General features: G+C 67.9%; 15 protein-coding genes. 9 read left to right on the top strand and 6 right to left on the bottom strand.

Going from position 1 to position 14,635, the window contains the following annotated elements; all coding sequences use genetic code 11:
• Positions 1-52 precede the first annotated feature (52 nt).
• Positions 53-730, bottom strand: coding sequence for a glutathione S-transferase family protein (locus tag AC3A6R_RS24645; protein ID WP_487865886.1), 678 nt, complete (start codon positions 728-730; stop codon positions 53-55).
• An 89-nt stretch (positions 731-819) separates the two neighbouring features.
• On the opposite strand from AC3A6R_RS24645, the gene AC3A6R_RS24640 reads away from it, so the two are divergent.
• The gene (locus tag AC3A6R_RS24640) at positions 820-1,398 is read left to right on the top strand and encodes a peroxidase-related enzyme (RefSeq protein ID WP_487861625.1); all 579 of its coding nucleotides are present in this window, start codon (positions 820-822) and stop codon (positions 1,396-1,398) included.
• Between the two features lies 1 nt (position 1,399).
• Here the strand turns inward: AC3A6R_RS24640 and AC3A6R_RS24635 are convergent, their stop codons facing one another.
• Genes AC3A6R_RS24635 through AC3A6R_RS24625 form a run of 3 tightly spaced genes read right to left on the bottom strand, consistent with a single transcriptional unit; the run spans position 1,400 to position 4,502 of the window.
• Positions 1,400-3,148 carry a phosphoethanolamine transferase gene (locus tag AC3A6R_RS24635; RefSeq protein WP_487861626.1) on the bottom strand — a complete coding sequence of 583 codons (1,749 nt, stop codon included), beginning with the start codon at positions 3,146-3,148 and terminating at the stop codon, positions 1,400-1,402.
• Between the two features lie 57 nt (positions 3,149-3,205).
• On the bottom strand, positions 3,206-3,778 hold the full coding sequence (locus tag AC3A6R_RS24630) for a phosphatase PAP2 family protein (protein ID WP_487861627.1): 573 nt from the start codon (positions 3,776-3,778) through the stop codon (positions 3,206-3,208).
• Positions 3,765-4,502: a phosphatase PAP2 family protein gene (locus tag AC3A6R_RS24625; protein WP_487861661.1), complete on the bottom strand. Its 738-nt coding sequence runs from the start codon at positions 4,500-4,502 to the stop codon at positions 3,765-3,767. The genes AC3A6R_RS24630 and AC3A6R_RS24625 overlap by 14 nt, the downstream gene beginning before the upstream one ends.
• 142 nt (positions 4,503-4,644) lie before the next feature.
• On the opposite strand from AC3A6R_RS24625, the gene AC3A6R_RS24620 reads away from it, so the two are divergent.
• Positions 4,645-5,322: a winged helix-turn-helix domain-containing protein gene (locus AC3A6R_RS24620; protein ID WP_487861628.1), complete on the top strand. Its 678-nt coding sequence runs from the start codon at positions 4,645-4,647 to the stop codon at positions 5,320-5,322.
• On the top strand, positions 5,319-6,674 hold the full coding sequence (locus tag AC3A6R_RS24615; protein ID WP_487861629.1) for a sensor histidine kinase: 1,356 nt from the start codon (positions 5,319-5,321) through the stop codon (positions 6,672-6,674). Before AC3A6R_RS24620 ends, AC3A6R_RS24615 begins: the two co-directional genes overlap by 4 nt.
• A 22-nt stretch (positions 6,675-6,696) precedes the next feature.
• Here the strand turns inward: AC3A6R_RS24615 and AC3A6R_RS24610 are convergent, their stop codons facing one another.
• A complete protein-coding gene (locus tag AC3A6R_RS24610; protein WP_487861630.1) occupies positions 6,697-7,119 on the bottom strand; it encodes an acyl-CoA thioesterase in 423 nt (140 codons plus the stop codon).
• A 9-nt stretch (positions 7,120-7,128) separates the two neighbouring features.
• Positions 7,129-7,911: an SDR family oxidoreductase gene (locus AC3A6R_RS24605; protein ID WP_487861631.1), complete on the bottom strand. Its 783-nt coding sequence runs from the start codon at positions 7,909-7,911 to the stop codon at positions 7,129-7,131.
• A gap of 107 nt (positions 7,912-8,018) precedes the next feature.
• On the opposite strand from AC3A6R_RS24605, the gene AC3A6R_RS24600 reads away from it, so the two are divergent.
• From AC3A6R_RS24600 to AC3A6R_RS24575, 6 genes are all read left to right on the top strand, one after another.
• Positions 8,019-9,722 (top strand): electron transfer flavoprotein-ubiquinone oxidoreductase, encoded by a 1,704-nt coding sequence (locus AC3A6R_RS24600; RefSeq protein WP_487861632.1) that lies wholly within the window; start codon positions 8,019-8,021, stop codon positions 9,720-9,722.
• Positions 9,723-9,724: 2 nt separating this feature from the next.
• Positions 9,725-10,741, top strand: coding sequence for a D-erythronate dehydrogenase (gene denD, locus AC3A6R_RS24595; RefSeq protein WP_487861633.1), 1,017 nt, complete (start codon positions 9,725-9,727; stop codon positions 10,739-10,741).
• Between the two features lie 67 nt (positions 10,742-10,808).
• Entirely contained in the window at positions 10,809-11,780 is a 972-nt protein-coding gene (locus AC3A6R_RS24590; RefSeq protein ID WP_487861634.1) for a TRAP transporter substrate-binding protein, read from the top strand.
• A 99-nt stretch (positions 11,781-11,879) separates the two neighbouring features.
• Positions 11,880-12,374 carry a TRAP transporter small permease gene (locus AC3A6R_RS24585; RefSeq protein ID WP_487861635.1) on the top strand — a complete coding sequence of 165 codons (495 nt, stop codon included), beginning with the start codon at positions 11,880-11,882 and terminating at the stop codon, positions 12,372-12,374.
• Positions 12,371-13,648, top strand: coding sequence for a TRAP transporter large permease (locus tag AC3A6R_RS24580; RefSeq protein WP_487861636.1), 1,278 nt, complete (start codon positions 12,371-12,373; stop codon positions 13,646-13,648). The genes AC3A6R_RS24585 and AC3A6R_RS24580 overlap by 4 nt, the downstream gene beginning before the upstream one ends.
• Before the next feature lie 41 nt (positions 13,649-13,689).
• Positions 13,690-14,568: a DUF4019 domain-containing protein gene (locus AC3A6R_RS24575; RefSeq protein WP_487861637.1), complete on the top strand. Its 879-nt coding sequence runs from the start codon at positions 13,690-13,692 to the stop codon at positions 14,566-14,568.
• The last annotated feature ends 67 nt before the right edge of the window (positions 14,569-14,635 follow it).

Below are 14,635 nucleotides of genomic sequence, written 5' to 3'. Positions count from 1 at the left end.
GTCGAAATCTCCTACATCGAATGGCGCTGGTGTGTGTCCGCGCAATGGGCGCTCACGCCCGGTCGGGCCTGATGTCGGGCGCCGGCGTCGCCGAAACGCCCTGCGTTTCGGCTGCGCGCGACTGTGCAGCCATCGCGGCCTCGAAGCCGGGCCGCGTTCGAAGGCGCTCCCAGTACGCCGCCACGGCGGGTGTGAAGCGTTCGCAAAACCCCAGGTGCTCGGCCAGCAACAGCGCATAGCCGACCGACACGTCCGCGGCAGTGAAGCGCCCCGCACAGAGATGGTCGCGCTCGGCCAGCAACGGCTCCAGCGTTCGCAGCCGCGCCAGAAACCACTTGCCGTAGTCGTCGGCGACCTGCGGCTGCTTTCGCTCTGGCGATTCGAAGTGCACATAGCGCAACACCAGCGTTTGCGGAAAGGTCAGGGTCGCCTCGCCGAAATGGAGATAGTTGAGGTAGGGACCAAAGTCAGCTTCGTCAGGGCCCACGTCCAATTGGCCCGGGGAGAACCGCGCGGCCAGGTACTGGCAGATCGCGGCCGATTCGGTCATGCGCACCGCGCCGTCGGCGATCAGCGGCACCGTGCCGAGCGAATTGACCTCGAGGTACGGCCGCGACAGCACGCGCGGCGGAAAGGGCAGCATCCTGAGCTCATAGGCGATGCCGATCTCCTCGAGCATCCAGAGGGGCCGGAACGAGCGTGCGCTGACGCAATGGTGAAGGGTAATCATGTGTCGCTGGGCAGGGGTCCGCCGTGATCTTGCACCAGATGGCCGATTCGCGGTGCCTATGATCGTGGCATCACATCCAGGAGACGACCATGCCCGTTCGCTATCCCCTCGCCAAACTCGAGAACCTGCCCGACGACATCCGCACCGCCATCCTCGCGGTGCAGGAAAAGGCGGGCTTCGTGCCCAATGTGTTTCTCGGCCTTGCGCGCCGCCCGGCCGAGTGGCGTGCTTTCTTCGCCTACCACGACGCGCTGATGCTGAAGGAGGAAGGCTCGCTCACCAAGGGCGACCGCGAGATGATCGTCACCACCACCAGCGCCGCCAACAAGTGCCTCTACTGCGTGGTGGCGCATGGTGCGCTGCTGCGCATCTACGAGAAGAAGCCGCTGGTGGCGGACCAGGTGGCGGTGAACTACCGCAAGGCCGACATCACGCCGCGCCAGCGCGCGATGCTCGACTTTGCGATGAAGGTCTGCGAGCGCTCGCACGAGATCGAGGAAGCCGACTTCGCGGCGCTGCATGCCCACGGCTTCGACGACGAGGACATCTGGGACATCGCGTCGATCACCGCCTTCTTCGGCCTGAGCAACCGGATTGCGAGCTTCAGCGGGATGCCGCCGAACCCCGAGTTCTTCCTGATGGGCCGGGTGCCGCGCGAGAAGAAATAACTCACGCACGACTGCGGCACGAGGCCAGCGCGTCGAGCGACCGCCGATAGGTGGGATTGCCCACGTCCATGAGCCCGAGCACCGTGTGAAAGAGGTTGTCGTGCGTGAGCGGCGCGTCGAGCCCCGCCTCGAGGCAGGCGCGCGAAAGTCCGCGGCGCGCGCTCATGCCCTGGCCGAACCACGCGACCATCGGCACATGCTTCTGCACCTCGGGTGCAAAGCCGTACGGCAGACCGTGCAGGAACAGACCGTACTCGCCGAGCGATTCGCCGTGGTCGCTCAGGTAGAGCAGCGCCGTGTCGTAACGCCCCGACTGGTCCCTGAGCCAGTCGATGGTCCGGGCCAGGAAACGGTCGGTCTGGGCGATCGAGTTGTCGTAGGCATTCAGCAGTTCGGCATGGCCGCATTCGGCCAGCGCGTTGGTCCGGCACTCCGGCAGAAAGCGTTTCACATCGGACGCCGAACGCCTGTAGTAGGCCGGGCCGTGGCTTCCCATCTGGTGCATCACCAGCACCACGCCCCTCGCCCGGCGCTCGGTAGGCAGCGCGGCGATGCGCGCATCGAGGCCCTTCAGCATCACGTCGTCCAGGCATTCCTCGCCATCGCACAGCGCTGCCTTGTCGGCGGGCGCCAGGCCATCGTAGGCCGAGGCGCTCGGGATGCGCGCGCAGACATCCTTGCACCCCGCCTGGTTGTCGAGCCACAGCACGGCAAGGCCGGCCGCCTGCAGCACGTCGACGAGGTTCTCGTGGTCGTCCGTGCGCGATTCGTAGCCCTGCTTGCCGAGGTGCGAGAACATGCAGGGCACCGATGCCAGCGTGTTGGTGCCGCAGGAATGCACGTCGCGCCAGCTCAGCGCGCCGCGCGCGGCGAGCTCGGGCGTGGTGTCGCGCGCATAGCCATCGAGCCCGAAGTGGTCGGCCCGCGCGGTCTCGCCCACCACCAGCACGAAGAGCGGTGGCCGTGCCTGCCCCGCATAGCTGGCGCCAAGCGTGGTGCCGGCGGTGATCGGAACCAGCTTGCGGTGGCGCTTGAACATCGGCTTAAGCAGCACCGACCCGGCCGAATACATGCTGGCAACGGGATTCATCATGTAGCGCAAGTGCACGTTGTTGCGCATCAGCGGTGCGAGCTGGCGGTTCATCGACACGGCGGCCAGCAGCGCCACCGCCACCGACAGCAGCAGCAGCGCCGCATTGCGCCAGAGCCCCGACGCCGCACGCACCGGCGCAACGCGCAGCCGCCAGAGCGCGAGCGCCGGCAGCAGCGCCACCACCAGCACATGGAAGGCCATGCGCCAGCCCAGCAGGTCGCGCACCTCGTTGAGGTCGGTCTGCAGCACGTTGGCGATCATGGTCGGGTCCATCACCACGCGGTATTCGAGCGTGTAGTGCTGCGCGAAGGCGGCCAGCAGCACCACCGCCAGCCACAGCGGCTTCATCCCCCGCGGCCAGGCGGTGAACGACAGCAGCGCCACCGTGGCGCAGACCAGCAGCACCGCCATCGCGGCGATCGTCGACAGGTAGATGGCGGGCGCGCCGCCGATGCGCGCGAGCTCGCTCCACAGCGGCCAGTTGGCGGCCGCCGCGAGATAGATGGCAAGCCATGCGACGACCTGCTGCGGCGAGCGCGGCCGCGCCAGCACGCGGTCGACATGCGCCCGCAATGCATCGGCGCGGACCCACCACGACGGCGCAGCGGGCAGCGCGGTGACCCGCACGGGCGCGGGTTCGATTCGGGAGAAAGACATGCGCCCACTGTAGGAAGCGCAACTGAAGGAAGCCTGAACCGCGCGTTCAGGCGGCGTTCAGGTGGCCCGGGCCTTTCGTGCCCGCAACCGCGGCCGCATCCAGGCGCGCAGCGCGACATTGAGCGGCCGCGAGACGCGCCGCTCGACCGCGATCGACACCAGCGCCGCGAGCATCGCGCCCACCACCACGTCGGTCGGAAAGTGCAGACCCAGGAACACGCGGCTCCATCCGACCACCGCCGCGATCGCGAGCGCCGCGAACATCGGTCCGCGCCGGGGCAGGCACCAGAGCGCAAACGCCGCCGCGAAGGTGCCCGCGGCATGCAGGCTCGGAAAGCCGGGCCGCATGCCCTGCGGCTCCCATTGCACACCGAGGCCGAAGAACGCCGGCCGCGGAAACGGCAGCACCGAGCGGAACACGTTCACCAGCAGCCAGACGGCCAGCACGCTGACCACGGCGGTGAAACAGGCATAGCGCAGCCGGCGATCGAACAGCGCGCCGCAGAGGATGCCGGCAGCCAGCAGCGTCGGCAGCACGTCGGAGGCGAAGCGCGCGAACGCGATGCTCCATGCGGGCGCGGCGACGCCCGCGTTCACCAGCTCGAAGAGCGCGACGTCAAGGGCTCGCATGCAGCGCATCCGGTTTGGCTTGCGGCAGGGAGCGAACGGCGCGCGCCGAGGCGAGCAGTTCGATGGCGAAGCCGACCACCCAGCAGATCCAGCCGGTCCAGAGCGTGTGGCTCATGAAATGAGCGCCGCGCCACTGCTGCGACAGCCCCAGCGCCAGGCCGGCCGCGAGCGACACGCCGAGCCAGCGCGCGGCGGCGCGCGGCGACACCCTGCGCAGCACGAAGAAGCCGCCCGCATAGGCCAACGCCGCCGATGCATGCCCGGCGGGAAAGCAGCCGCCCGGGCCGCCGTCGTGAACACGCCAGGCCCAGTGCGACACATGGCGGGCCACGCCGCTGAATTCCTGCAGGTCCCAGGGGCAGCTCGTGTGGCTCGCATGCTTGATCGCGCTGATCGCGGCCACCGAAAGCAGCACCGTCAAGGCGAGCTGCGCACGCGCAGCGGCAGGCAGGCGCCGCAGCAAGCCCACCGGCCAGCGGATCGCGGCGAACAGCGCGATCAACAGCAGCCAGCTCAGGTCCTTCGCGCCCTCGTGCATCACCTGCACGAGAAAGGCGTTGTCGCGCCAGGGGAAGCCCATGGGCGTGCCCGCGAGGCGCGCCAGCGCCAGGTCGCCGCCCGTGGCGTCCCACGCCAGCAGCACCGCCAGGGCAGCCAGCGTCAGCCACGCAAGGCGGCGGTTCGACGGGTTCATCGGGCGATAGGGGGCAACAACACGCGTCATGGACATGAAAAGCAGCAAGCCAGGAAAATTCGCGCGAGGCTACGTGGGCGAGATGAACCCAGCCTGAAGCGGTGGTGGGCACGCCCGGCGCTAGACTCCCGCTTCTTTTTTCCCCCTTCCTCCTGAAGAAAGTCGGTCCGGCGTGCGCATATTGCTTGTCGAAGATGACAGCGCGTTGTCAGACGCGGTCTGCGGCTATCTGCGCGCCAAGGCTTTCGTGGTCGACGTGGCACCCAGCCTCGCCGACGCGCGCGGCGCGCTGCTGTCGGTGCAGTACGCCGCGGTGCTGCTCGACCTTCACCTGGGCGACGGCGACGGCCTCTCGCTGCTGCCCCAGGTGCGCGCGCTGCGCGAGCCGCCGATCGTGATCGTGCTGACCGCGCGCGACCAGGTCACCGACCGCATCCGCGGCCTAGACGCCGGCGCCGACGACTACCTCGTCAAGCCCTACGACCCGGCCGAGCTGCTGGCGCGGCTGCGCGCCGTGGAACGGCGGCGCAATGCGGGCAGCGCGCCGGTGCTGCACCTCGGCACGCTGGAGATCGACCTGGCACAGGACCGGGTGCGCAAGGACGGCAGCCCGGTCGTGCTGACGCAAAAGGAATGGGCGCTGCTGCGCGTGATGGCCACGCGGCCCGAGCGCATCCACACGCGCGAGAACCTGGCCGATGCGCTCTACGGTTTCGGCGACGAAGCCGACAGCAACACGCTCGAGGTGTTCATCAGCCGGCTGCGGCGCAAGCTCGGCAAGCGCCACATCCAGACGCTGCGCGGCCTCGGCTACCGCCTGTCGACCTCGGCCGGCGACGACAACGAATGACGCTGTCCACCCACCGCCGCGGCGGGCGCGACACGCTGGCCGGCCGACTGGCCCGCACGCTGATCGTCTGGGTCGGCGGCGTGTGGCTCGTCTGCGTGCTAGCGGTGGTCTGGTATGTGGACCGCGAGATCAACCACAACTTCGACAACGAGCTCGCCGAGGTGTCGCACCGCATGTTCGACATGGCGGTGCAGGAGCTCGAAAAGCTGCAGCCGGCAGGTGCCGCGTCCGCCGCACCGCTGATCGCGCCGAAGCAGCTGTTCGCGCAAGATGCCGTGATGTACCAGGTGGTCGACATCCACGAGCGCGTGCTGCTGCGCTCGGCCGAGGCGCCCACCGGCGCCTTCGATGTGCCGCTGGCGGCGGGCTTCGCGAACAACCACGCGTGGCGCGTCTACACGGTGCGGCATCCCACGCTCGGGCTGTACTTCCAGGTGGCCGATCCGCTCGACGAGCGGCGCACGGCGCTCAACCGCACGCTCGTCGGCCTCATCATCCCGCTCGGTGCGGTGCTGCCGCTGCTGGCGCTGGTACTGCGCAAGGTGGCGCGCACCGAGCTGCGCGTGCTGGAGCAGCTCGCGGGCGAGATCGAGAAGCGCAGCGGCGCCGACCTGCGGCCGATCGCCCTGCCCGGCCTGCCGATCGAGCTGCGCGCGGTCGGCGACCATGTCAACAGCCTGCTCGAGCGCCTGTCGCAGTCGCTCGATGTCGAGCGCGCGCTGGCCGCGAACGCCGCGCACGAACTGCGCACCCCGCTGGCCGCGGCGCGGCTGCGGCTGCAGACCGCGCTCGAGCACGAACTGCGACGCGACGACGTGCAGGCCGCGCTCGATGCGCTGCAGATGCTCAGCCACCGCACCGAGAAGCTGCTGCAGCTCTCGCGCGCCGAATCGGGCGCATCGCTCGCGCGCGCGCGGGTAGACCTGGTGCAGCTCGCCGGCGCGGTGGCGCAAGAATTCTGGGACGACCCGCAGACCGTCGAGCGTCTTGGGCTCAAGGTGCCCGACAAGGTGGCACCGGTGGCATCGGGCGACGTCGATGCGCTCGCGATCGCGCTGCGCAACCTGGTGGAGAACGCGCTGCGCTACGCCGGCGCGGGCCGTGTGGTGATCGAAGTGATGGCGCCCTGCACGCTCGCGGTGCGCGACTTCGGCGCGGGCGTGAGTGCCGAACAGCTGCGCACGCTGCAGCAGCGCCATGTGCGGCACAGCGCCGACCGCGCCGGCTATGGCTTGGGGCTGTCGATCGTGGGCACCATCGTCGAGAAGCACGGCGCTGCGCTCGAACTCGCGTCGCCGCCGCCCGGTGCGTCGAGCGGCTTCGAGGCACGCATCGTGCTGCCGCCGGGGTAGCGGCGCGACTCCTACCCGCCCCTTACCCGCCCACCAGCGCCCGCAGCCAGTCCGGCAGCGGCATGGCCTTCTGCTTCGGAAAGTCGACCCAGATCATGGTCGCGCCGCCGGCTGCGCAGACCACCTCGGGCGCATCGGCGCGCGCCATCGTGGCCCAGCTCTCGAAGGTGGTGCGCGCGGGGTCGCTGACGTACATCTTCACCTGCACGTCGCCCGGGTATTCGATCTGGCGGTAGAAGTTGCAGAACGCGTTGACGATCACCATGCCCTCGCCGCCGGGCTCGGGCTCGAAGCCGATGGAGCGCATCCAGTCGATGCGCGCGGTCTCCATGTAGCGAAAGTAGGTGCCGTTGTTCAGGTGGCCCATGGCGTCCATGTCGCCCCAGCGGATCGGGATCGACATTTCATAGACGAGCTTCTTCTGTTCGGGAATTTCGATTTTCATGGGTCTTTTTCAGAGCGCGAAGCCGTCGTCGGCGGCAATCACCGCACCGTTCACAAAATGGCTCTGGCCGCTCGCGAGCAGCACGATCAGACCGTCGAGGTCCTCGGGCTTGCCCACGCGCTTGCGCGGCAGCATGTTCACCAGCTTGGCGCCGCCTTCGGTGGTCCAGTGCTCCTCGTTGAGCTCGGTCGCGATGTAGCCAGGGCACAGCGCGTTCACGTTGATGCCGAAGCGGCCCCATTCGAGCGCCATGGCCTTGGTCATCTGCACCACGGCGGCCTTGCTCATGCAATAGGTGCCGATCTGCGGCATGACCTTGAGCGCGGCCACCGACGCGATGTTGATGATCCGCCCGCCGATATAGGTGCCCGGCGCCGCGCCCCTGGCGCGCGCGAGCATGCGCTTGCCGACCTCCTGCGCAACGAAGAACGAGCCCCTCACGTTGGTGTCGAAGATGTAGTCGAAGTCGTCGGGCGCGACGTCCTGCAGGCGCTGCGTGGTACTCACGCCCGAATTGTTGACGAGGATGTCGATGGGCCCGACCTCGGTCTCGGCGCGCGCCACGGCAGCCCGGATGCTCGCGATGTCGGTCACGTCGAGCTCGACCACGTGGGCGTCGCCGCCCTCGCCCTCGATGCGCGCGCGCAGTTGCTTGAGCTTTTCGACGCGGCGGCTCGCGAGCACCACCGCGGCGCCGGCACGCGCAAGCGTCTTGGCGAACTGGGCGCCGAGGCCGCTCGAAGCGCCGGTGACGAAGGCCACGCGGCCCGAAAGATCGATCGTGTACGCCATGAAAGAGGGTCCTTTTGAGTCGCCGAGGTGACGCCTCGCACTCCACATAAAATGTTTCGCGCCCCCGAAGCGTCCGAGCCTCAATCATTATCGACGAGACCCCCACAATGACCCCCGACGAAATCCTCGCCCAATTCGGCCCCCGCGAATCCATGGAATACGACGTGGTCGTGGTCGGCGGCGGCCCGGCCGGCCTCGCGACCGCGATCCGCCTCAAGCAGCTTGCCGCGCAGCACGACAAGGAGATCTCGGTCGTGGTGCTCGAGAAGGGTTCCGAGCCCGGCGCGCACATCCTGTCGGGCGCCATCATGGACCCGCGCGCGCTCAACGAACTGCTGCCCGACTGGAAGGAACTCGGCGCGCCGCTGAACCAGCCGGTGACCGACGACGCGATGGTGTTCCTGGGCGAGAACTCGGGCCTGCGCACGCCGGGCTTCCTGCTGCCCGAGTGCTTCCAGAACCACGGCAACTACATCATCAGCCTCGGCGCGTTCACCAAGTGGCTCGCGCAGCAGGCCGAGAACCTCGGCGTCGAGATCTTCCCGGGCTTTCCGGCCGCCGAGGTGCTCTACAACGAGAACGGTTCGGTGCGCGGCGTGGCCACCGGCAACATGGGCGTGGGCAAGGACGGCGAGCCGACCGAGAACTTCCAGCTCGGCATGGAACTGCTCGGCAAGTACACCGTGTTCGCCGAAGGCTCGCGCGGCCACCTGGGCCGCCAGCTCATCAGCCGCTTCAAGCTCGACGAGGGCAAGGACCCGCAGACCTACGGCCTGGGCGTGAAGGAAGTCTGGGAGATCGATCCCAAGCGCCACCAGCCCGGCTTCGTGCTGCACACGGCCGGCTGGCCGATGAAGAGCGACACCTATGGCGGCGCCTTCCTCTATCACATGGAGGACAACAAGGTCACGATGGGCTTCATCACGGGCCTGGACTACAGCAACCCGTACCTGAGCCCGTTCGAGGAAATGCAGCGCTGGAAGCTGCACCCCAACATCCGCTGGTACCTCGAAGGCGACGAAGCCAAGGGCATCAAGCCCGCCAAGCGCATCGGCTACGGCGCGCGCGCCATCACCGCGGGCGGCCTGATGTCGCTGCCCAAGACGGTGTTCCCGGGCGGCGCGCTGGTGGGCTGCGAGGCCGGCTACCTCAACGTGAGCCGCATCAAGGGCAGCCATGCGGCCATCAAGACCGGCATGCTGGCCGCCGAAGCCGCGTTCGAAGCGGTGACCGCCGGGCGCCAGCACGACGAGCTCACGGCCTATCCGGCCGCGTTCGAGAAGAGCTGGCTCCACACCGAGCTCAACAAGGCGCGCAACTTCAAGGCCTGGTTCAAGAAGGGCCTGGGCATCGCCACCGTGATGAACGGCGTCGAGCAGTGGCTGCTGAAGGGCCGTATTCCATGGACCCTGCACCGCGACAAGCCCGACCACCTCTACCTGAAGCCCGCGGCCGAGTGCAAGCCCATCGCCTATCCGAAGCCGGACGGCAAGCTCACCTTCGACCGGCTTTCGAGCGTGTTCATCAGCAACACCAACCATGAAGAGCAACAGCCGGCGCACCTGACGCTGAAGGACGCCTCGGTGCCGGTGAACATCAACCTCTCGAAGTTCGCCGGACCCGAGAGCCGCTACTGTCCCGCGGGCGTGTACGAGTTCGTGCCCGACGAAGCCCATGCCGGCAAGGAGCGCCTGCAGATCAATGCGCAGAACTGCGTGCACTGCAAGACCTGCGACATCAAGGACCCGACGCAGAACATCGTCTGGGTCACGCCCGAAGGCGGCGGCGGCCCCAACTACGTGGGCATGTGAGCATGCAGGTCGTCATCACAGGAGGCGCGGGCTTCCTGGGCGCGCGCCTCGCACGCACGCTGCTCGCCACGGGGCGCCTGTCGCTCGCGGGGGCGCCGGCAGAACCCATCTCCCGCATCACGCTGGTCGACCGCGTCGCGCCGCCGGCTGACCTGGCGGGCGACCCGCGCATTGCCGTTGCGCTCGGCGACCTCAACGACCAGCTCGCCGCACCCGATGCGGCGCCCTGGCGCGAGGCGGCCGCCATCTTCCATCTGGCCGCCGCGGTCAGCGGCGAATGCGAGGCCGATTTCGACCTCGGCATGCGCAGCAACTTCGCGGCCACGCATGCGCTGCTCGAAAAGGCGCGCGCGCTGGGCACCCGGCCGCTGGTGGTGTTCGCGAGCTCGCTCGCGGTGTTCGGCGATTCGCCCGAGCAGCCGCTGCCGCCGGTCATCGAAGACCACACGCTGCCCACGCCGCAGACCAGCTACGGCATCCAGAAGTTCATCGGCGAGCAGTTGATGGCCGACTACACGCGCAAGGGTTTCGTGCGCGGGCGCAGCGTGCGGCTCATGACGGTGAGTGTGCGTCCGGGGCGCCCCAACGGCGCCGCCTCGGGCTTCTTCAGCGGCATGATCCGCGAGCCGCTCGCGGGCCTTCGCGCCGCGTGCCCGGTGCCCGACGAGACGCCGGTGGCCATCGCCTCGCCCGCGCGCACCATCGAGGGCATCATCCGCGCTGCCGAGGCGGGCGATGCCGAATGGGGACCGCGCACCGCGCTCAACCTGCCCTCGCTCGCGACCACCGTCGGCGACATGGCCGCCGCGCTCGAACGCGTGGCCGGTAAGGCTGCGACCGACCTGCTCGACCGCACGCCCGATCCGGCCATCCGGCGCATCGTCAAGACCTGGCCCGGCCACATCGAGGCCCGGCGCGCCCGCGGCCTGGGGCTGCTGCCCGATGCCGACTTCGAGGCGGTGATCCGCAACTACGTCCGTGAAAATCCCGACGCAGTCAAACTGCTTATTCGTGCATAGTCACCGCTTGCGTGAAACCGGTCTCAAGGCCGATTTCCACTCTTTTTTCCAACCGAGGAGACACACAATGAAGTTGACCCGACTGGCCGCCGGCCTGGTTCTGGGCCTGGGCATGGCATGCGCCGCTTTCGCGCAGACGACCATGAAGATCAGCATCTCGACCTCGCAGAACTCGCACCAGGGCGTCGCCATCGACACCTTCGCGAAAGAAGTGGCGAAGCGCACCAATGGCCGCTACAAGGTCGAGACCTTCTACAACGGCTCGCTCGGCGGCGAGCGCGAGTCGATCGAGGCGGTGCAGCTCGGCACCCAGGAACTCGCGTTCTCCTCGACCGGCCCGGTGCCGAACTTCGTGCCCGAGACCAAGATCCTCGACGTGCCCTTCCTGTTCCGCGACAAGGCGCATGCGCGCGCCGTGCTCGACGGTCCGATCGGCCAGGAGCTCTTGACCAAGTTCGAGGCCAAGGGCTTCAAGGCGCTGGCATGGGCCGAGAACGGCTTCCGCCACATGACCAACAGCAAGCGCGAGGTGAAGGCGCCGGAAGACCTCAAGGGCCTGAAGATGCGCACGATGGAAAACCCGGTGCACATCGCCGCCTATAAGGGCTTCGGCATCGTCACCACGCCGATGGCCTTCCCCGAAGTGTTCACGGCGCTGCAGCAAGGCACGGTCGACGGCCAGGAGAACCCGCTGCCGGTGATCATCTCGGCCAAGTTCGACCAGGTGCAAAAGCACCTCTCGCTCACCGGCCACGTGTATTCGCCCTGCATCTTCGTGATGAACAAGGCCAGCTTCGACAAGCTCAGCGCCGCCGACAAGCAGGCTTTCCTCGAAGCCGCCAAGGAAGGCACCAAGGCCAACCGCGCACGCGTGGACGAAGACGACGCCAAGGGCGTGGCCGACCTGCGCGCCAAGGGCATGACCGTGATCGAGAACCTCGACAAGGCCAAGTTCGTGGCGGCGCTGGCACCGGTGAACACGCAGTTCGAAAAGGACTTCGGCAAGGCCAACCTGGACAAGATCCGCAACTACAAGTGATCGTCGGCCCCCGACCGGCGCTTGCTTGAAGGCTGCGCCCGCCCGGCACCACGCCAGGCGGGCGTTCCTGTTTTTGTTTTACCGTCAGAGTTTTTTCAAATGAAAACCATGTTCCTCGGCGTGGAGCGATGGACCACCATGGTGTCCATGGCCCTGGCCTGCGTGATGCTCGTGGTGGCATCCTCGCTCGGCGTGTTCCAGATCGTCACCCGCTTCGTGCTCGAGCAGCCCGCCGAATGGAGCGAGATCATGATCCGCGTGAGCCTGATCTGGATGGTGTTCCTCGGCATTCCGATGGCGTTTCGCCAGGGCGCGATGGTGAGCGTCGACGTGCTGTACCGCTGGAGCTCGCCGCGCATGCGCCGCCTGCTCGATGCGGCGGTGAGCGTGGCCGCGCTCGCGCTCATGCTCATCATCCTGTGGTGGGGCTGGGACTACGCGATCCGCGGCCGCGTGCAGAGCATGGCCGGGCTCGAGAGCCTGTCGATGATCTGGGCCTACATGGCGTTGCCCGTGGGGGCGGTGTTCTCGCTCTTCGGCATCGTCGGCAACTACCTCGACCCGAAGCGGCTCGAACTGGAGACGGCGCAATGACTTCCGCAATGCTTGCCACGATGGTGCTGTGCTTCGCACTGTCGGTTTCCGTCGCCGTCTCGATCGGCCTGGCGTCGATCGTCGGCATCCAGGTGACGAACGCCCACATGCTGATCTCCGCCAAGGAGATCTTCAACTCGATCAACAAGTTTCCGCTCGCGGCCATCCCGTTCTTCATCCTCGCGGGCAACCTGATGGAAACGGGCGGCATCTCGCGCCGGCTGGTCGAGTTCGCCAAGAGCATCGTCGGCGGCGTGCAGGGCGGCCTGCCGATGACCTGCGTGCTGACCTGCATGATCTTCGCGGCGGTGTCGGGCTCGTCGGTGGCCACCACCTTCGCGATCGGCGCCATCCTGATCCCCGCGCTCATCAAGCACGGCTACCCCACGTCGTATGCGGCGGCGCTGCAGGCCACGAGCGCCGAGCTGGGCGTGATCATCCCGCCGTCGATTCCGCTGATCCTCTACGGCGTGAGCGCCGAAGTGTCGATCGGCGAGCTGTTCATCGCAGGCGTTGGTCCCGGCCTGCTCATCAGCGGCGCGCTGATGCTGTTCGTCTGGGCCTTCTGCAAGTGGAAGGGCTGGGGCAAGAGCGACGGCGAGGGCCGCATGCCCTTCGGCCGCGCGCTGCTGCAGGCCGGCTGGGCGCTCTTGATGCCGGTCATCATCCTGGGCGGCATCTACGGCGGCATCTTCACGCCCACCGAAGCCTCGGCGGTCGCCGTGTTCTATGCGCTCGTCGTGGGCGTGGTGATCTACCGCGAGATCAAGCCGAGCGACCTGTTCGGCATCCTGCGCAAGTCAGTGCTCTCGTCGGCGGTGATCATGTTCATCATCGCCAACGCGGGCCTGTTCGCGTTCCTGATCACGCGTGCGGGCGTGCCCGATGCGATCGGCCATTGGCTCGAGGAAGTGCTCAAGTCGCCGACGATGTTCCTGCTGGGCGTGAATGCGGCGCTGTTCCTCATCGGCATGTTCATCGAGACCAGCGCGGCGATCATCGTGCTCGCACCGATCCTTGCGCCGGTGGCGATGCACTTCGGGGTCGACCCGGTGCACTTCGGGCTCATCATGGTGGTGAACCTCGCACTCGGCATGATCACGCCGCCCTTTGGCGTGAACCTGTTCGCGGCCTGCACCGTGGCGCGCATCTCGCTCGACCGAATAGTGAAGCACCTGATTCCCTTCGTGCTGGTGATCATGGTGTGCCTGATGGTGATCACCTACGTGCCCTGGATCTCGCTGTCGGTGCGCGACCTGATGTACGCACGCTGACCTGCGCGCACACGTACAAGAAAACAGGGGGGAACGACACCATGCATCGCATCTCGACGCAGCTTCTCGCCGGCTGGGTTCTTGCAGCCGCCGCCCTTGGCGCCGCGGCGGCCGACAAGCTCCCTGCGGGCCGGTCGGCCGACGAACTGCTGCAAGGGGCGCACGCCACCCTGCGCCAGCTGGATGAAGACCGCTTCGGGCCGCTGTGGGACAACGCATCACGCGTGCTCAAGTCGCGCGTGCCGCGCGCCGCCTTCGTCGACACCACGCGCAAGGCGCGCCAGACGCTCGGCGCCGTGAAGCAGCGCGACTGGCAGAGCGTGACGCGCCGCACCACCAGCGCCGACGGCAGCCTGCAGGACCTGCCCGCCGGCACCTATGCCAACGTAGAGTTCGTCACGCTGCTGGCCGATGGCAAGGCGGGTTCCGAGAAGCTCAGCTTTTCGCTCGATGAGGGCAAGCGCTGGCGATTTACGGGGTACGTGGCGTTTCGGCCCGAGGCCTCGGCGGCGTCGGCCGCACCGGCACCGACTGCCAGGGCTGCTTCTGCAGCGGCGGAATCTCCCCCCACGACGGCCGGCACCGCCATCGCCGAAGTCGATGCCGCGGTGCGCGCCTGGGCCGCCGCCTGGGCCGCCAAGGACCTGGACCGCTACTTCGCCGTCTATGCGCCGGAGGCGGTGCCGAGCGGCAAGCTCGACCGCCGCGGCTGGGAAGCCGACCGGCGCAAGCGCATCGAGGGCAAGTCGCGCATCGAGGTGGGTGTCGACGACCTCGTCATCAGCATCCATGGCACCACCGCCACCGCGCACTTCAAGCAGACCTACCGCGCCGATGCGCTGAACGACACGAGCCGCAAGACGCTCGAGTTCCAGCGCGTGGACGACCGCTGGCTCATCCGCCGCGAAACCGCGGGCTGAGTCCGGGCGCCGCCGAAGCCTTCGCCATGTAAGGCAAAAGCTTCATCAAGATGTCACCGCGCGCCGC

The organism is Variovorax sp. Soil_C_19 (assembly GCF_057657255.1).
The sequence above is the reverse complement of the archived record's forward strand: the minus strand, read 5'-3'. Positions and strand labels throughout refer to the sequence as shown.

What these genes read in the sequence shown, in the direction of transcription:
- AC3A6R_RS24645 (WP_487865886.1), bottom strand. Translation starts at nt 730, where the DNA reads ATGATTACCCTTCACCATTGCGTCAGCGCACGCTCGTTCCGGCCCCTC.
- AC3A6R_RS24640 (WP_487861625.1), top strand. Translation starts at nt 820, where the DNA reads ATGCCCGTTCGCTATCCCCTCGCCAAACTCGAGAACCTGCCCGACGAC.
- AC3A6R_RS24635 (WP_487861626.1), bottom strand. Translation starts at nt 3,148, where the DNA reads ATGTCTTTCTCCCGAATCGAACCCGCGCCCGTGCGGGTCACCGCGCTG.
- AC3A6R_RS24630 (WP_487861627.1), bottom strand. Translation starts at nt 3,778, where the DNA reads ATGCGAGCCCTTGACGTCGCGCTCTTCGAGCTGGTGAACGCGGGCGTC.
- AC3A6R_RS24610 (WP_487861630.1), bottom strand. Translation starts at nt 7,119, where the DNA reads ATGAAAATCGAAATTCCCGAACAGAAGAAGCTCGTCTATGAAATGTCG.
- AC3A6R_RS24615 (WP_487861629.1), top strand. Translation starts at nt 5,319, where the DNA reads ATGACGCTGTCCACCCACCGCCGCGGCGGGCGCGACACGCTGGCCGGC.
- AC3A6R_RS24600 (WP_487861632.1), top strand. Translation starts at nt 8,019, where the DNA reads ATGACCCCCGACGAAATCCTCGCCCAATTCGGCCCCCGCGAATCCATG.
- AC3A6R_RS24585 (WP_487861635.1), top strand. Translation starts at nt 11,880, where the DNA reads ATGAAAACCATGTTCCTCGGCGTGGAGCGATGGACCACCATGGTGTCC.
- AC3A6R_RS24580 (WP_487861636.1), top strand. Translation starts at nt 12,371, where the DNA reads ATGACTTCCGCAATGCTTGCCACGATGGTGCTGTGCTTCGCACTGTCG.
- AC3A6R_RS24575 (WP_487861637.1), top strand. Translation starts at nt 13,690, where the DNA reads ATGCATCGCATCTCGACGCAGCTTCTCGCCGGCTGGGTTCTTGCAGCC.
- AC3A6R_RS24625 (WP_487861661.1), bottom strand. Translation starts at nt 4,502, where the DNA reads ATGACGCGTGTTGTTGCCCCCTATCGCCCGATGAACCCGTCGAACCGC.
- AC3A6R_RS24590 (WP_487861634.1), top strand. Translation starts at nt 10,809, where the DNA reads ATGAAGTTGACCCGACTGGCCGCCGGCCTGGTTCTGGGCCTGGGCATG.
- AC3A6R_RS24605 (WP_487861631.1), bottom strand. Translation starts at nt 7,911, where the DNA reads ATGGCGTACACGATCGATCTTTCGGGCCGCGTGGCCTTCGTCACCGGC.
- denD (WP_487861633.1), top strand. Translation starts at nt 9,725, where the DNA reads ATGCAGGTCGTCATCACAGGAGGCGCGGGCTTCCTGGGCGCGCGCCTC.